Genomic DNA, 15882 nt, shown 5'->3' with positions numbered 1-15882 from the left:
CAGATTTTTGATAGGCGCGAATAGTGCCTCGGTTACAAACCTATACCGCGAAAAGGCTTTGGTCCATGAAACTTCTGCACATCGACTCCAGCATTTTGGGCGATTATTCGGTCAGCCGTCAGCTTTCCGCCGAAATCGTCGCCAAGCTTCGTCAAGCTATCCCGAACCTGGCAATAACCTACCGCGACCTCGCGGCCGAGCCGACCCCGCATCTCTCAGGCTCATACCTTGCCGCGCAGCAGCCGGCAGCTGGCCAGCACAGCGCCGAGCTTCAGCACGATCTTGCGCAAAGCGCCAAGGTTATGGATGAATTTCTTGCCGCCGACATCGTGGTCATTGGCGCGCCAATGTATAATTTCACGGTTTCAAGCCTCCTCAAGGCCTGGATCGACCGCATTCTCGTTGCGGGCAAGACCTTCAGCTATTCGGAAAAAGGGGTCGAGGGGCTAGCTGCCGGCAAAAGGGTGATCATCGCCTCCTCGCGCGGCGGCGTCTATTCCGAGGGCGCGCCCGCAGCGCCAGCCGAACACCATGAAACATATCTCAGGTCCGTACTCGCTTTCATCGGCATTCAGAGCATTGAGATTGTACGGGCCGAGGGCCTCGCCATCGGCCCGGAGTCAAAGGCGAAGTCCATTGCAGCCGCCCAACGAGAGATCGCCAATTTGAAGGCCGCGTAGAGCCGAAACTTCGATCGGGAATATCCTGACGGCTTTGATATAAGATGGATTGATCCGCTAAGGTCGTACATTCCGCGGCCGTTTCGGATCAACGCCAAACAAAGCTATCCGCGGAGACGTCCGATGAGTTATCGCGCGCCGATTGCCGATCTCCTTTTTTCCATGACCTATGAGGCAGGCGCGGCTCAAGGGCTTGAAGATGGCGTCTATGCTGATCTTGCGGATGGTGTCGCTAAAGCGACCCTGACGGAGGCGGCGAAATTCGCCGAGAATATCCTCGCGCCCCTGAACCGCATCGGCGACAAAGAAGGCGCGCGGCTACGTGAGGGCGAGGTCGTCACCGCGCCCGGCTGGGCCCCCGCTTACAAGCAATGGGCGGCCGCCGGATGGAACGCCATCGCCGCGCCTCAAGCCTATGGCGGCATGGGCTTGCCAACGCTTCTCGACACAGCCTGCACCGAAATCTGGAACGCCGCCAATATGGCGTTCAGCCTCTGCCCCTTGCTTACGCATGGCGCGATCGAGGCGCTCCATTCGCACGGCAGCGAGGAGCTTAAAGCGCTTTACCTCGAGAAGCTTGCGTCAGGCGAATGGACCGGCACGATGAACCTCACCGAGCCCCAGGCGGGGTCGGATCTCAGCGGATTGCGCACAAGAGTGGAGCGGCAAAGCGACGGAACTTATAAAATTTTCGGCTCAAAAATTTTCATCACCTACGGCGAGCACGATATGACCGACAATATCGTGCATTTCGTGCTGGCGCGCCTGCCGGATGCGCCGCCAGGGACGCGCGGCATTTCGCTGTTTCTCGTCCCGAAATTCTTGGTCGAGAATGATGGCTCGCAGGGCGCGCGCAATGATGTCGTTTGCGTCTCGCTCGAGCATAAACTCGGCATTCATGCCTCGCCGACCTGCACGATGATCTATGGCGAACGGAGCGGTGCAATCGGCTGGCTGGTCGGCGAGGAGAATAAGGGCCTTGCCTGCATGTTCACGATGATGAGCAATGCAAGGCTCAGCGTCGGCGTGCAGGGCGTCGCCATCGCTGAAAGGGCGTTCCAACAGGCCAAGGCCTATGCTCGCGAACGGCGCCAGGGCCGCGCTCTTGGCGACCACGCGGAGCCGTTGAGCCCAATCATCGCGCATCCCGACGTCGCCCGCATGCTCATGTCGATGAAGGCGATGACGGCGGCGGCGCGAGCGATTTGCTGCATGACGGCGCATGCGATCGATCTATCGCTTAGGGCGGGGGACGCGGAGCAACGCCGGATCGCGAGCGCGCGGGCGTCTTTGCTGACGCCGGTCGCCAAGGCTTTTTCCACCGATATCGGCAATGAGGTCGCCTCGCTCGGCGTCCAGGTCCATGGCGGCGTGGGCTTCATCGAAGAGACGGGCGCGGCGCAATTCATGCGCGACGCGCGGATCGCCGCCATTTACGAGGGAACCAACGGGATTCAGGCGATCGACCTCGCGCAACGTAAATTGCCTCTTCAAGGCGGCGAGGCGGCAAGCCGCGAGATTGCTGACATGCGCGCCGTGATCGCCGATATCGAAGCGACCAAGGCCGAGGCATTTGGAGCGATGGGGCGACGCCTTGAAGAAGCCGTCGACGCCTTGGAGCGCGCCACTGCTTTCATGCTCGCGGCGGGGAAAACCGCGCCGAACGACGCGCTCGCCGGAGCGACTCCTTACCTGCGTTTGTTTGGCCTTGCGCGTGGAGGCGCGGCGCTGGCGCGGGGTGCGCTCTCGGCGCATCGGCTCGCAGCGGAAAACAGCGATCCTGCGCTGGCGGCGCGGATAGCGACCGCGCGTTTCTTTGCGGAACATATTGCGAGTGGCGCGAGGGGGCTTGAACTTGCGGTGACGGAAGGGGCAGCTTCCGTTCACGCGGGGGCCTTCGCGCTCATGTGAACGACGCTATTTGGCGAGAACTTCGACATCCTTGTCGATTGTCGATTCGACGTTGAAATTCGTCTGATAGACTTTGTTGTCGTGCCTTGCGATGGCGACATATTCGCCTTCGGCGAGAACCAACGAGGGGAATGCGCCGATCATTTCGCGGATGACGTCGCCGCCCGGGGTCAGAATCGTAAAGGCGGTATTGGCGAGCGCTTCGCCGCCGGGTCCGCTGACCAGCTTCAGGGTCATCATCGCGGCGCGATGGCGCAAGGTTGCGTCCGTCAATTTGCCCGCCTGAACCCGCAAGTCGGCGCTGATCACCGAATTGGTCGGATTGGCCGCGCCATTGCTGGCGGTGTCCAGCAACGTCGACACCACATGATAATTGCCTTCGGGCAGGCCAATCGTGTCGCCGGCCTTGGCGTTAGAGACGACGAGTTTGGCCTCGGAATTGTTGCGTTCCGGAACAAAGATCGAGATCTGCGACTTGGAAGCATTAATTGGCGAATCGCCGAGCATGCCGACGACCCGCAAGGCGCCGGCGTTGAGCACCAGCCTTTCGCTGACTCCCTTGCCGTTCATCGTCACGCGCTTCGTCGCGCCGGCCAGCCCGAACGCCGCATGGACGATGAAATCGCCGTCGGGAAGTACGAGCGCCGGAGTCGCCTCCGAGGACTGCGCGACGAGAACATGAGATCCGTCGAGTTGCGTCCTTTCCTCGAAAACCCGCCAATGGACGCCGGCATGCAACGCTTGCGCATCCGCCGCGCCGAGCGTCGCCATAAGATGCAATATGCCGCTGGGCGCGGGCTCGACGGGGCTAGCCTCATGGCCCGGAGGCAGGCGCAATGGAGGGATGCTAGAGCTTCCAATTGGAGCGGGCGAGGGGACGGTTTGCGCCAACGTAACTGTCGACAAAAACGCGCCGGCGAGCAACGCAGCCAAACGAGTTAAACAGCTCGCGACGGGTCGTCGGATGCCGGAGGACGCATGCTCGAGCCTCAACGGGCGCTCACTCCCGATTCCTATTTAAGACGGTTGAAACCGCAGCGGAGAGATTTGCAAATGAAAGCGGGTGAAACTCGAATTCAACCCGGTGCCTGCCTGCGGGGACTTCGACGCCGCGAAACAGAATATTGGCGTGGAGCACGGGCTGCTGTTTGCCGTCGACCTTAACTTGCCAGCCCGGATAAAAAAGATCGTGCAGCACGACGATCCCGGCTTGATCAGCGTCAACATCAATCGCGACAGAATTGTCGGCATATGCAGCAATTGAGGCATGCGATTGGTCGGGCGCTTCGGCCACAGTCGCGCCGAACCCTTCGTCCGCAACGCGATCCCGCACGGCGCGCAGATCAGCCACGCTCGACTGATCGATCAAAACCGCACGGGTTCGATCGAAATCGGGGAGGACGTGTTCGTCAAGAACCTGCTCGCTGTCCACCGTTTTGATTTTCGTAGCGAAATAGACGCGCGGCGCAGCCTTGCCGAGCTTATAGATATACATCGCATCGCTTGAAAAGATGAGGGTCGCCACCGGGCGCGGAACGTGGCGCGGCAACCGCGTCAAAGGTCGGTCGAGAACCAGGTACTCAAGGCCAAGCAACGCCGCCAGACGGCATTTATAGCCGCGAAACGTGCCCGGAAAGTGACGCAGATTCGGATCGCCGGCGTTATCGCCAGGGCCCACCGCGCGCTCATAACCGTCAATGCGCAAAGGATTATAGCCGATGGTATTCTCGAATTTGAGCGCCATCGAGGCGTTCTGCCAGGGACCGCCGAGGCCCAAAATCTCGACGCGGGGATGTTCGCCATCGCGGGTCTTTGCTGCGATCTCTTTCCGCAAAATCTCTATGCCGGCCGCCTCGCTCGGCTTCATTTTCGCGTAGACGCTATAGCGATCAATCGGCTCGGCATTAAGCGAGGAGGCGGCGTTGCGCCAGAGAATTTCACCGCCGCTCAAGACAACGAATAAACTGGCCGCCAGCGCTCGATGCTTGGCTGATCTCAGCCCGATCAGGAGGCCGACTCCTGCACAGCAAAATACCGCGGCGACCCCAAGCTGAACGAGCGAAGTCATCACCCGGCTTTCACGGAGGGAGAAGGCGAGGCCAGAGCCGATCAGAACAGCGATCCCAAGCGCCGTGATCGCGGCGAACGCGAAGGCGAGCCACTTCGGCAAGGTCGCGAAGGGCGTCGGGATCCCTTCGACGACGTAACGATGCAGCAGATAGCCGGCGCCGAAAGCCAGAGCGATGTTGAGGATGAACGTCGCATCTGCTGGCCGACGGTAAAGCGATACGCCCGGAACCCAGTCAAACGCCAGACCAAAAAACGGGGTGTAGCGGCCAAGCGCGTACAGCATGGCCGCGCCAAAAATAATCAGGAAAAAACGGATCCCGCACGCAAACAAACGACCCGCCCCAAAACCGTGCCAGACAATGAGCAGGATCGGCAGCGTGCCAATGAAAAGATAATCGACGGCGCGATCCGTCCAATCGGCCCGGGGCATGGTGTCGTAGTCTGGACCCCAGTAATCATAGAGGTGGTCGAGCGAGCCGAAAAAGTTCGGGACGAATAGGGTGATCAGGTTGACTGGCGCGAGCGAACCCGCCGCCGCGACGCCAAAGGCAATGCCTGGCCGGTTCGAGTCTCCCAGAAACTGCATGGTCAGCAGCGCTGGAACAACGAGAATGCAGCCAATGACGATGACCCCCACCGCCAGCACGCCGAGCCGACCGTGCAAATAGGCCAACGCCCGCCCCGATTGGACCACCGCGAAAATGACGCGTCCGACGAGAACCATGCATAGCAGAAAGGCGACTTGATCGCGGCCGAGCGCCATCAGCGCGGCGCATACGCCAAACAGCAGCGCAAAACGATAGGATCGACGCTCCAGCGCGATCTCGAAACTCCATAGCGCTGCGGGAAAGAAGGAATAGGAAATGATCATGCCGGTATGCTGCAACCGCGAGGAGGCGGCGCCCCCCAGCATGAAGATCAGCGCCGCGAGAACGGCGCCCGCCGGATGCCAGCGCCAGCGCCGGAACAGGCCGAGAACGCAAAGGCCGCCAGCGGCGAGATGAGCGAAGATCACCGCGTCGAAGAGTTGCATCGAGGCGTTTGGCGCAATGAGTGCGAATAGCGCCATGCTTGGCGTGAAGAGCAGGGATTGCGGATCGGCGACGGCCGGATGGCCGGCAAAATGATAGGGGTTCCAGAGCGGGATCTCGCCGCGCTGCAAGGCGTCGCCGAGAAAACGAAACATTGGATAGAAGTGGTTTTTGGAGTCCCACGGCACGACGGTTTCGCTGAGCAGCCAGCAGGCCAGCGCCAGAGCGTAAAACCCGATAAGGCTGGCAACGGCAAAGAGGCTCGCCTCCCTGGTCCAGGCTTGAGCCCTAAATCGTTCCGTCGCCTCGGAAAATCCCTGGCGCAAGTGAGTTGCGCTGGCTGAAGCTGCGAGATTGCCAGTTGTATCGAAAAACGACATCGTGGGTTGGATCCGGCGCCAGCGAACTTGGGGTGGGCGTTACAAAGTTAAGGCGGCATCTTTAAGGAAATCATGTGTCGCGCCGCACGCTTTGGTGCGATTCGCCGACATTTGACGAATTATTTGGCCTTTTGATGAAGATCTTCGAACTGTCGGCTATGCTGCAGCCTGGGGGCGAATATTGAGCAGGCGAGGGCGACTCCAGTGCGCATTTGTGCGATCGGAATGCCGTTTCTAGTATAAAACCAATCGCGAAGCTAGGGTTTCACAGGGGCGGAGTTTGATCGCCCGCTATGCGCTTACTTAAGCTGGGAATTATGAACCTGCCATGAATGATACGATTGAGCTTCTGAGGACAAGGCGCTCGGCGCCGCAGGCGACTTTGGCGGAGCCAGGTCCAAACGCCCGCGATATTGACACGTTGCTGGAGATCGCCGCTCGCGTTCCAGATCACGGCAAGCTGGCGCCCTGGCGGTTTATTGTTTTCGAGGGCGCGGGCCGTGACCGCGCCGGCGAAATCGTCGGTGAAGTCTACGCGAGAATGAATCCGGGGACCGACGCCAAAAGGCTCGATTACGAGAAAAAGCGCTTCTCCTTTGCGCCGCTGGTGATCGGCGTCATTTCCCGCGCGGGCCCGCGCGGGAAAATCCCCGAGTGGGAACAGATTTTATCAGGCGGCGCGGTCTGCATGAACTTGATCGTTGCAGCGAATGCGGAAGGCTTTGCTTCGGTCTGGGTGACGGAATGGTATGCCTACAACCGCGAGGTTTTAACCCGGCTGGGCATTGCGGAGCATGAAAAGGTGGCCGGGTTCATTCACATCGGACGCAACGCCGAGCCGCGCGAGGATCGTCCGCGTCCAGCGCTCAAAGAGATCGTCACAAGATTTTAGGCCGCAATTTCGAAAAGATGGCGCACTAGATCAGTGCGTTGCGGCAAATGCTACGAGAGGGCATGATCGATAAGGTCATGTCGAACCAAACTGACGGAAATCGCGATCAATTCGAACGAATCGATCATGCTTCGGGATAAGGTCTTGCGCTCATGAACATTCGGGCTGATTTCTCACAGCGCGTCGTGGTTCGGCCGGGCGACGCCGAATGGACGCCCTCGCCGCAAAAGGGCGTCGATCGGCTTATGCTTGACCGAATTGGCGGAGAGATAGCCCGCGCGACGAGTTTCGTGCGCTTTTCGCCGGACAGCGTCTTTCCGCACCATACGCATGGCGGCGGCGAGGAAATATTCGTCATGGACGGCGTGCTGGAGGATGAAAATGGCCGCTATCCGACGGGAACCTATATCAGGGATCCGATCGGCTCCTCCCATGCGCCTTTCAGCCGACAGGGCTGCACGCTTTTCGCCAAACTCTGGCAGTTCGCCAAAGACGATTGCGAACGCATTGTCATCGGTGACGCGTCCCGCGTTTGGCGTGATGCGGCGGAGGGATTTGCGCTGCAGCCGCTACACAAATTCGGCGAGGAAATAACCTATCTCGTCCGGCTCGCTCCGGGCCGTCCGGTCAATCGGCGCATTGATCCGCGCGGCGAGGAGATTCTTGTTCTTGGCGGCGCTTTCCACGACGAGCAGGGATCATATGCCGCGAATTGCTGGATTCGCGATCCAGGGGGACGAGAGCATAGCCTTGTTTCGGAAGGCGGATGCACATTATTCGTGAAAACGGGCTTACGGCGGCCCGACGTCGCCGACATGCATCATTTCAAAAATCGGAATGCCCAAGGATAAAGCGCGGGAAATCCCGGCTTACCTGCCAGCCGCGCTGCTTCTTGGTTTTTCTTCGGCGTCGTCGCTTGGGACCCGCAAAAGAGCGTCGCGGTTTTCCATGCCAACGATCTGGACTTTCATCGGGTCAGCCGCGGGCCCGTTGAAAAAGCCTTCCTCCGTGAACCGCTTGAATATAGCGAAGTGGAGATCGCTGCGGATTCGCGCCTGAGTCTCAACCTCGCCGACAAAAGCGGCGAGTTCAAACGTCAGCGCCGACCCAGACATGCTGGTGAACAAGATCTGCGGCGCTGGCATCTTCAGCACGCTTTGGTGCGCCTTGGCCACCGCGAATAGAACTTCGCGGACTTTTTCCGGATCGGCGGAGCCCGCGACAGTCACAGGGATGACGACCCGTCCCGTTCGATCATTGCGAACGAGGTTCTTGACCACCCCCGTGACGAGGCTCGAGTTCGGAATGATGACTTGAGCGCGGTCGATGGTCTCGATTTCGGTCGATCGAACATTGATGCGTCGAACGAAACCCTGGTCGCCGCCGACTATGATCCAGTCGCCGACGCGCACGGCGCGCTCCCACAACAAGATCAATCCCGAAACGAAATTATTGACGATCGACTGAAGGCCGAAGCCGATGCCGACCGAGAGGGCGCCGGCGACGATGGCGAGCTTTTCAAAATTCAGGCCGAGATAACCGAGCGATAGGCCCGCTGCAGCAAGGAACCCGATGTAACCGAGGCTAGTCTTGATGGAATTGCTCAGTCCGGCGTCGAGCCCGGTGTGTGGCAGCAGGCTAGCGTCGAGCCACCGCTGCAGCGCATGAATCACTGCTGAAGCAATGCCGAAAATGACGATTGCAATGACGATGCTGACAGGCGAAATCCAGGCATCGCCGACTTTGAACCCAAAAAAAGCCGCTCGAAGATCGAACGGAACATCGGTGGATTGCAAACCCCATGGCGCCAGCAACAGAATGACTGCGGCGCAAAATAGCGCCAGCCGCGTCACCCCAGAAAGCAACACCCCGAGCAGATCGAGAGAGGCGCGTTGCAGTCCGACGCGAGCTATCAGCCAACGGCCGAACCTGGTCTCGGGCTTGAATCCGGCGGAGATCGCTTCGTCGACAAGAGCGGCCGCCATGAAGGCGACGCAGATGACGGCGCCGTCCCAGATCATCTGATCGAGCAAGAAGCTGGCGAAAGTCGGGTAGCCGATCAGCACCGATACGGCGAACACAAAGGCGCCGATCCATGTCGCGATGCGCAGTATGCCGAACCAGTTCCATCCCTTCTCAGCCTGCGGACCAAGATCGTCCTCGTCCATCGCGGCGCCAATGCGCCATAACCCAACGACAAGCGCAATTGAGGCGATCATCGCGCCAAGCCCGCGCGTCGCGACCGAGAACGTCAAGGACGCGTCGACGACATCGTTCAAGGCTTCACAAAAACGCGTCGCCGAGATGATCCAAGCCACGCTGACGGCGACGCGAAGCACCCGGGACGCGGCCTCGTCGCTGATCCTTGGAAGGCGCCAGTTGGGGCGGGTCGGCGCAAGCAGGCCTCGCGCGATTCCGGAGACCACGGCGATTCTGATAACGCCGCCGCCGACGGATTGAAGGACCGTCTGCATTCGCAGACTTGTCAGGTTAGCTGCGTCAAGACCAAGAATAATTATATATGTCAAAGCGATGGGAGGAACCGCGATCACCAGAGCGACCCACCACGCTCCGAGAATTTTAAGCAGCCAACTCGGCTTCTCGATCTCCTTCTTCCGCGCGAAGACGCGCGTCGCCAGGCGGGCGAGCGGGATGTAGCTGAGAAGAAGCGCGCCCAGCGCGCCCCAAAACGCCAACTGCCGCCAGCCTTCCAGCTGAGAGTTGATTCTCGTCACCGAACTGCTGATCAGATTGCCGACATCGCTAATGTTTGCCGGCGCCTCCTTCCAGACATCGGACCAGAGCGATGAGCCGGCGATGCTCGTCGATCGTTGGAACAATGATCTCGTGAATAGGGCGCGTCGCCGCGCGGCTATGCTGGTTCGAAACTGGTCGACTCCAACGGACAGCAGCTTTGCGCGCTTCAACAGCTCATCGACATTGCTAAAGCTTTGTTGTTGAGCAGTGCGCTCCTCCGTTACCGCAGGATTTTCGGGCGGCGCTTTATCGTCGGGCGGCGGCCCCAACTGATCCAATCGCGCTTTGATTTCGGTGAGGCGCGGCGTCAACCGCTCAATCGCGTTGCCCAACGACTCCGAGATTGGTCCCGTCTGCTGGCGGAGAGCGGCCAATTCGCCATCGGAAACGTTTGGACGCTCAAGGCTGGTTTCGATGTCCTTGATGGCGGCGCCAGCCTTGTCGAGCGCCGCAGTCGCGGCGATGAGCGCTGGCGATAACGCCCCCGTTGACATTGGATCGGCTGCTTTGTCCGCGGGCGCGGGCGACGCCTTAACTGCCGGAGCCTGCGTCGGCTGCCCTTTTGCGGGCGCAGTTGCGGCGGCTTGCGGCGTTTGCGCCCAAGTTGGCGCGACGCCAAGCAGCGCTATGAGGCCTATGATGCAAGCAAAGCATCTCATCAGCGCCGCGCCTCGAAATGTCCCAGCCTCGCTTTTCGCGGATTTCGCGCAGCGAGGGGAATTATGTGACTCGCTCGCTCGGCTGGCCCTGCGGGGGGCTATCGTCGGAGCCAGCTCCTCAGCTTTCCGGAGGCGGGTAAAGATGTGATCGACCCTGATAATCGCTAACCTCAAAAGTCTCCTCGTCATTTATCTCGGTAAGGTAATTAGGACCGATCGGCGATTTTCCGTGGCCGCCCGGCAGATCAAGCATATAGGTCGGCTGGCAAAGCCCGGAGACTCGGCCACGCAATTCCCGCATCAAATTGCGGCCTTTTTCTATGCCGACGCGGAAATGCGCGGTTCCCGGGGCAAGATCGAGTTGATGCAGATAATAAGGCTTGATTCGCGCCTCAACGAAGCCGCGCATCAACGCGGTAAGGGTCAGGATATCATCGTTGACGCCGGCGAGCAGCACGCTCTGGCTCAGCATGGGGATGCCGGCGTCGATAATGCGAGCGCAGGCCGCACGCGTTTCGGGCGATAATTCGCGCGGATGGTTGGCGTGCAACGCGACATAGACGGTTTTGCCGGAGGCGCGCAGGCTCTCCACCAGCTGCGCGTCGATGGCGTCCGGATCGACGCTTGGCACCCGCGTATGCACGCGGACGACTTTCACATGATCGATCGCCTTTAGGCGCGACATGATGTCGCTTATCCGACGCGGCGATAGCGTGAGCGGATCGCCGCCGGTCAGAATCACCTCCCAGATCTCGGAATGGCCCGCGATATAGGCCAAAGCCGCGTCGAGCGCCTTGGGGGCGAGATGGGTCGGGCTGCCGGGTCCAACTGTTTCCCTGCGAAAGCAGAATCGGCAATAGACCGGACAAATATGCAGCAATTTCAGCAGCACGCGATCGGGATAGCGGTGGACGACCCCCTCGACTGGGCTGAAGGCGTCATCGCCTATTGGATCGCGCCGTTCTTCGGAACGATGGGCCAGCTCCGCAAGATCGGGGATGAACTGACGGCCGATCGGATCATGCGGATCGGCGGAGTCGATCAACCGGGCGATCGTCGGCGTGACGCCGATGGCGTAGGCCTTTGAGATTCTCTCGATCTCCTCGCGCCTTGTCTCGTGGGCAAGACCCGCGGAGATGAGATCGGCGGCGCTGCGCAGAGTCAAGGAAATGTCCGTCATCTAGCCCAGATGCCTCGCGCCACCGGCGTCCAGATGACCTGCTCAATATGCGACGCGCCGGAGGCGAGCATCACCAGCCTGTCAAAGCCGAGGGCGATTCCGCTCGCCGGCGGCATTATGCTCAACGCCTCCAGAAAATCCTCGTCGAGCGGGTAGGCGTCGCCATAAATTCGCATCCGCTCCGTCATTTCCAGCTCGAAACGGCGGCGCTGCTCCGCGGGGTCGGTCAATTCGCCAAATCCGTTGGCGAGTTCGACGCCGCAAGCATAGAGTTCGAATCTCTCGGCAAGCCTTTGATCCTCTTGCAGATTCGCCAATGCTGCTTCGCTGGCGGGATAATCCATGAGTATGGTCGCCCGACCATGGCCAAGATGAGGCTCGATTTTGTCCGTCAGCATCTTGCTGAAAAGATCCGACCAGCTGTCGTCGCCCGCGACGCGAATTCCGCTTTTGCGCGCCAGAGCCGCCAGCGCGTCCCGGTTCGGCGTCAAGCCATCGAGCGTCGCCAAAAGATCGACGCCGGCGTAACGATCGAAGGCTTCGGCGACGCTCAAAAGCTCAAATTCCTCAAATGGATCCGTCATGCACCCCGCGAAGGTCAAGATGTCTGCGCCAGCCGCTTGCGCGGTCGCCGCGAGCAGCCCCGCGCAATCCTCGATCAGACGCTGATAGGGCGCGTTGGTCCTATACCATTCGAGAAGAGTGAATTCGGGATGGTGCAGCTTCCCCCTCTCGCGGTTTCTGAACGCATGGGCGAAGGTGAAAATTCTCTCCTCTCCAGCGGCAAGCAGTTTTTTGGCCGCGAATTCAGGGGAGGAATGTAAATAAAGCTGCGTTCCGGCTCCTGTCTCATCCTGCATTTCCGTCGAAAAAGCGCTGATATGCGCCTCATTGCCGGGGGAAACTTGCAAAATGGCGGTGTCGACCTCCGTGAAGGAGCGCGCCGAAAAAAACGCCCGCGCCGCGGCGGTCATTTTGGTTCGCGCCTTAAGAAAAGGTCGCCGATCGCGATGGATATGGGGTCGCCACCAGGGCGAAGGTTCGTTCATTATGCTATTTCGCTTGATAATCGCCCCGGAACACGGCTAGCGATACGCGCATCAGGGCGCTCGTCTCTGCGCCGCATCGTATAGAGGAAAACCCGTGAAAGTCATCGCCAGTTCGATTCGTAAAGGCAATATCATTGAGAGGGACGACGGACAGCTTTATGTTGTCTTGACTGCGGAAAGTTTTCATCCCGGCAAGGGAACGCCAACGACACAGATCGATATGCGGCGTCTTTCCGACGGCGTCAAAACCACCGACCGCTACAAAACCACTGAGCAGGTCGAACGCGCCTATGTCGAGGACTCGAATTACAGCTTCCTTTTCCAGGCCGCAGATGGCTACACCTTTATGAGCGCGGAGAATTTCGATCAGATCATCGTGCCCGAGGAGGTGCTCGGTGAGCGCGCCGCCTATTTGCAGGAAGGCATGACTTGCATCCTGTCGATGTTCAATGACGTACCGGTCGGCATCCAGCTCCCGGCCCGCGTCACGCTCGAAGTCGTCGAGACCGAGCCCGCGATGAAAGGACAGACCGCGTCATCTTCTTATAAGCCGGCGAAGCTCTCGAACGGGGCGCGCGTCATGGTGCCTCCGCACATTACGCCTGGAGTGCGAGTCATCGTTCAGACTGAAGACGGTTCCTACGTCGAGCGCGCCAAGGACTAATCCGCGCTGCGGGGAAGCGATTTCGACGCCGGATTCAAAGCTCAGCTCGGCGACGGCCGGCGTCGATTATCTGGATGTAGTCGCCGCGACCCTCTGAATTCTCATTGAGCCTATCCCCGACGCTAGCTTTCAAACTGCGCCGCATCGAACTCCTTCGCCGCAAGGCTGAAGAAGGAGCCGCAGAGCCATTCAAGTGCGTCAATTCAGCTCCTATTTCAGGGAAACATGCTTTTGCCGAGGGCCAACTCATAAGCTAGGCATGTCGCCTCAATTTCCAGTGTGAGGAAGAATGCCTTCCTATCAGACTAGCCGCAGGGTTCGCCACAGCGCGGCCAAGATGTTTGATCTCGTGGCCGATGTGGAATCCTATCCGCAGTTTTTGCCGCTGTGTTTGGCTTTGCGCGTGCGCCGGCGCGAGGAAGAGCAGGGGCTGTCGATGCTTGTCGCCGATATGGAGGTCGGCTATCGGGCCATCCGCGAGACCTTCACCAGCCGCGTCACATGCGAACCGGTAAAGCGCGAAATTCTTGTCGAATATATCGACGGGCCTTTCCGATATCTCGAGAACCGCTGGAGCTTTCACGACCAGGGCGACGGCAGGGCTTCTCTTGTAGAGTTTCAGATTGCCTATGAATTCAAGAGCCGCGCGCTAAGTCTTCTCATGGGTCGCATGTTCGACGCGGCTTTCCGAAAATTCGCCGATGCTTTCGAACGGCGCGCCGACGCCATTTATGGCGCAAATGGAACAAGCATTTTGCCCGTCCGATAAAAATATTCTCCAATCTGTCGGAAAATTATTCGACCGCGCGGAAAAAAAGCTCAAGCGCCACGGCGACGGCGGCGGACCGCACCGCATCGCGACCAAGGTCGCCGAAGCGCTTCTCGAGCGTCGCTATGTCGCGACCGCGCCGCCGCCCCCAGCCGAAATAGACGAGGCCTACTGGTTTTTGCGGCGAGCCGCCGCCTGGACCGGCGATTCCAGTAACCGACACGATCGCGTCGGCATGCGATCTGGCGAGCGCGCCTGCCGCCATCGCCTCCGCAACCTCCGGACTTACAGCCCCAAAGCTATCAAGAAGAGCTGCGGCGACGCCAAGGCATTCGACTTTCGCCTCGTTGGAATAGGTCACAAGGCCGCGGTCGAAGACATCGGAGGAGCCTGGGATCGCCGTGATCAATCCCGCGATGAGTCCGCCGGTGCAGGATTCTGCGGTCGCCAAAGTCAGCCCCCGGTTGCGATAGAGCGCAACCAAATCCGCCGCCCGGTTTCTGACCTTGTCATCGAACATGCCGCCTCCCCAAAAGCATGATCTGTTTGAAAACTCTGCACTGATTCCCGATTGCGCGCCAGCGCATTAGAGCGGCAGCCGGATAGTTGCTATGGCGATCGAGGCTATTCCTTCTTCGCGGCCAGTGAATCCCAGCCGCTCGCTGGTGGTCGCTTTGACCGCCACGCGATCGAAGGGGATATCGGCAATCTCCGCGATGCTCGCGCGGATCACCTCGCGATGCGGGCCGACCTTGGGCCTTTCGCAGACAAGGGTCGCGTCAATGTGAGCGATCATGCCGCCACGCGCCCGCACTTTGGCGGCGGCGGCGGCGAGGAAAATCTTGGACGCGGCGCCGCGCCATTGCGGATCAGAGGGCGGAAAATGGCTGCCGATATCGCCGTCCGCCAGAGCGCCCAGCAAGGCGTCGGTAATCGCATGACTTAACACGTCAGCGTCAGAGTGGCCGACAAGCCCGTGATCATGCGGGATTTTAACCCCTCCAAGCCAGACATGATCGCCAGGGCCGAACGCATGGACGTCATAGCCTTGGCCGGTCCTGATATCTGCAAGATCGCGAATCAATCTTGCTTCCGCAACGCTTAGATCTTCTGCGCTGGTAACTTTCATATTGCCGATTTCCCCTTCAAAAACATGGACGCGATGTCCCGCCCATTCGGCTATCGCGGCATCATCGGTGAGTTCGCAGGCCCCTGCGGCCGCCGCTTTTCTGTGGGCCGCCAAGATCAGATCAAAATCAAACGCCTGCGGCGTCTGAACCGCCCGCAGCCGGGCGCGGAGCGGCGTTGAGGCGATCGAGCTGTCCTCATCTACTTCCTTGATGGTGTCGATGACGGCCAGTCCAGGAATGGCGGCGCCATGAGCCTTGGCGGCGAAAATCGCCCTCGAAATGAGGTCGCGGCTCGCAAAAGGTCTTGCAGCATCGTGAATTAAAACAATTTTCGGACGTTTTTCTGGATCTGCATGCAGAGCTTCAAGTCCCGCAAGAACGCTCTCTTGCCGCGTCGCGCCGCCGTAAACCGGCGTCTTGAGGCGGCTTAGCAATCCAGCTTCGAGATTGGCGATGACGCTCCGGTAGAGGTCGAGATCGTCTTTGTGGATGACCGGCGCGATGGTCGCCTGCGGCGCCGCGCGAAAAAGCGCGCATAAACTATGGGCCAGGACCGCTTGTCCGGCTACGGGCCGGTATTGCTTCGGAGTCCCGGCCCCGGCGCGCGAACCGCGTCCGGCTGCAACGACGAGAATCGCCAGTTCGGGACTGTGTTGGATGATGCCTGCATTCATAGGACGCTTCAGCTCGATAGGCGGAAAAGGGAAGCC

General features: G+C 59.8%; 13 protein-coding genes. 6 read left to right on the top strand and 7 right to left on the bottom strand.

Features of this window, described 5'->3' with window-relative positions; all coding sequences use genetic code 11:
* Window positions 1-65 precede the first annotated feature (65 nt).
* Together WDN46_15460 and WDN46_15455 are read left to right on the top strand one after the other, a co-directional pair.
* The gene (locus WDN46_15460) at window positions 66-680 is read left to right on the top strand and encodes an FMN-dependent NADH-azoreductase (GenBank protein MEJ0094763.1); all 615 of its coding nucleotides are present in this window, start codon (window positions 66-68) and stop codon (window positions 678-680) included.
* Window positions 681-803: 123 nt separating this feature from the next.
* Window positions 804-2591, top strand: a complete 1788-nt coding sequence (locus WDN46_15455) for an acyl-CoA dehydrogenase (GenBank protein MEJ0094762.1) — start codon at window positions 804-806, stop codon at window positions 2589-2591.
* A 6-nt stretch (window positions 2592-2597) separates the two neighbouring features.
* Here WDN46_15455 and WDN46_15450 read toward each other — a convergent pair whose 3' ends face one another.
* Window positions 2598-3482: a hypothetical protein gene (locus WDN46_15450; protein MEJ0094761.1), complete on the bottom strand. Its 885-nt coding sequence runs from the start codon at window positions 3480-3482 to the stop codon at window positions 2598-2600.
* Between the two features lie 109 nt (window positions 3483-3591).
* Window positions 3592-6072 (bottom strand): YfhO family protein, encoded by a 2481-nt coding sequence (locus WDN46_15445; GenBank protein MEJ0094760.1) that lies wholly within the window; start codon window positions 6070-6072, stop codon window positions 3592-3594.
* 328 nt (window positions 6073-6400) lie between these two features.
* Between WDN46_15445 and WDN46_15440 the strand changes: the two genes are divergently transcribed.
* Together WDN46_15440 and WDN46_15435 are read left to right on the top strand one after the other, a co-directional pair.
* Window positions 6401-6964 carry a nitroreductase gene (locus WDN46_15440; protein ID MEJ0094759.1) on the top strand — a complete coding sequence of 188 codons (564 nt, stop codon included), beginning with the start codon at window positions 6401-6403 and terminating at the stop codon, window positions 6962-6964.
* Between the two features lie 152 nt (window positions 6965-7116).
* A complete protein-coding gene (locus WDN46_15435) occupies window positions 7117-7815 on the top strand; it encodes a cupin domain-containing protein (protein ID MEJ0094758.1) in 699 nt (232 codons plus the stop codon).
* A gap of 18 nt (window positions 7816-7833) precedes the next feature.
* Here the strand turns inward: WDN46_15435 and WDN46_15430 are convergent, their stop codons facing one another.
* From WDN46_15430 to epmA, 3 genes are all read right to left on the bottom strand, one after another.
* Window positions 7834-10380 (bottom strand): DUF3772 domain-containing protein, encoded by a 2547-nt coding sequence (locus tag WDN46_15430; protein MEJ0094757.1) that lies wholly within the window; start codon window positions 10378-10380, stop codon window positions 7834-7836.
* 118 nt (window positions 10381-10498) lie between these two features.
* Window positions 10499-11560, bottom strand: coding sequence for a lysine-2,3-aminomutase-like protein (locus WDN46_15425; protein ID MEJ0094756.1), 1062 nt, complete (start codon window positions 11558-11560; stop codon window positions 10499-10501).
* Entirely contained in the window at window positions 11557-12609 is a 1053-nt protein-coding gene (epmA, locus tag WDN46_15420) for an EF-P lysine aminoacylase EpmA (GenBank protein ID MEJ0094755.1), read from the bottom strand. Before epmA ends, WDN46_15425 begins: the two co-directional genes overlap by 4 nt.
* Window positions 12610-12703: 94 nt before the next feature.
* Here epmA and efp point away from each other — a divergent pair, with 94 nt between their 5' ends.
* Window positions 12704-13273: an elongation factor P gene (efp, locus tag WDN46_15415; protein ID MEJ0094754.1), complete on the top strand. Its 570-nt coding sequence runs from the start codon at window positions 12704-12706 to the stop codon at window positions 13271-13273.
* Between the two features lie 289 nt (window positions 13274-13562).
* A complete protein-coding gene (locus tag WDN46_15410) occupies window positions 13563-14042 on the top strand; it encodes a type II toxin-antitoxin system RatA family toxin (GenBank protein MEJ0094753.1) in 480 nt (159 codons plus the stop codon).
* A 25-nt stretch (window positions 14043-14067) separates the two neighbouring features.
* Here WDN46_15410 and WDN46_15405 read toward each other — a convergent pair whose 3' ends face one another.
* Both WDN46_15405 and WDN46_15400 read right to left on the bottom strand, forming a co-directional pair.
* A complete protein-coding gene (locus WDN46_15405; protein ID MEJ0094752.1) occupies window positions 14068-14562 on the bottom strand; it encodes a CinA family protein in 495 nt (164 codons plus the stop codon).
* Window positions 14563-14628: 66 nt separating this feature from the next.
* Entirely contained in the window at window positions 14629-15831 is a 1203-nt protein-coding gene (locus tag WDN46_15400; protein ID MEJ0094751.1) for a bifunctional 2-C-methyl-D-erythritol 4-phosphate cytidylyltransferase/2-C-methyl-D-erythritol 2,4-cyclodiphosphate synthase, read from the bottom strand.
* Window positions 15832-15882: the final 51 nt, after the last annotated feature.

This window comes from Methylocella sp., assembly GCA_037200525.1.
In the GTDB taxonomy this organism is placed as follows: Bacteria; Pseudomonadota; Alphaproteobacteria; order Rhizobiales; family Beijerinckiaceae; genus Methylocapsa.
Note: the sequence above shows the minus strand (reverse complement) of the source record. Positions and strands in the feature narration are given on the sequence as shown.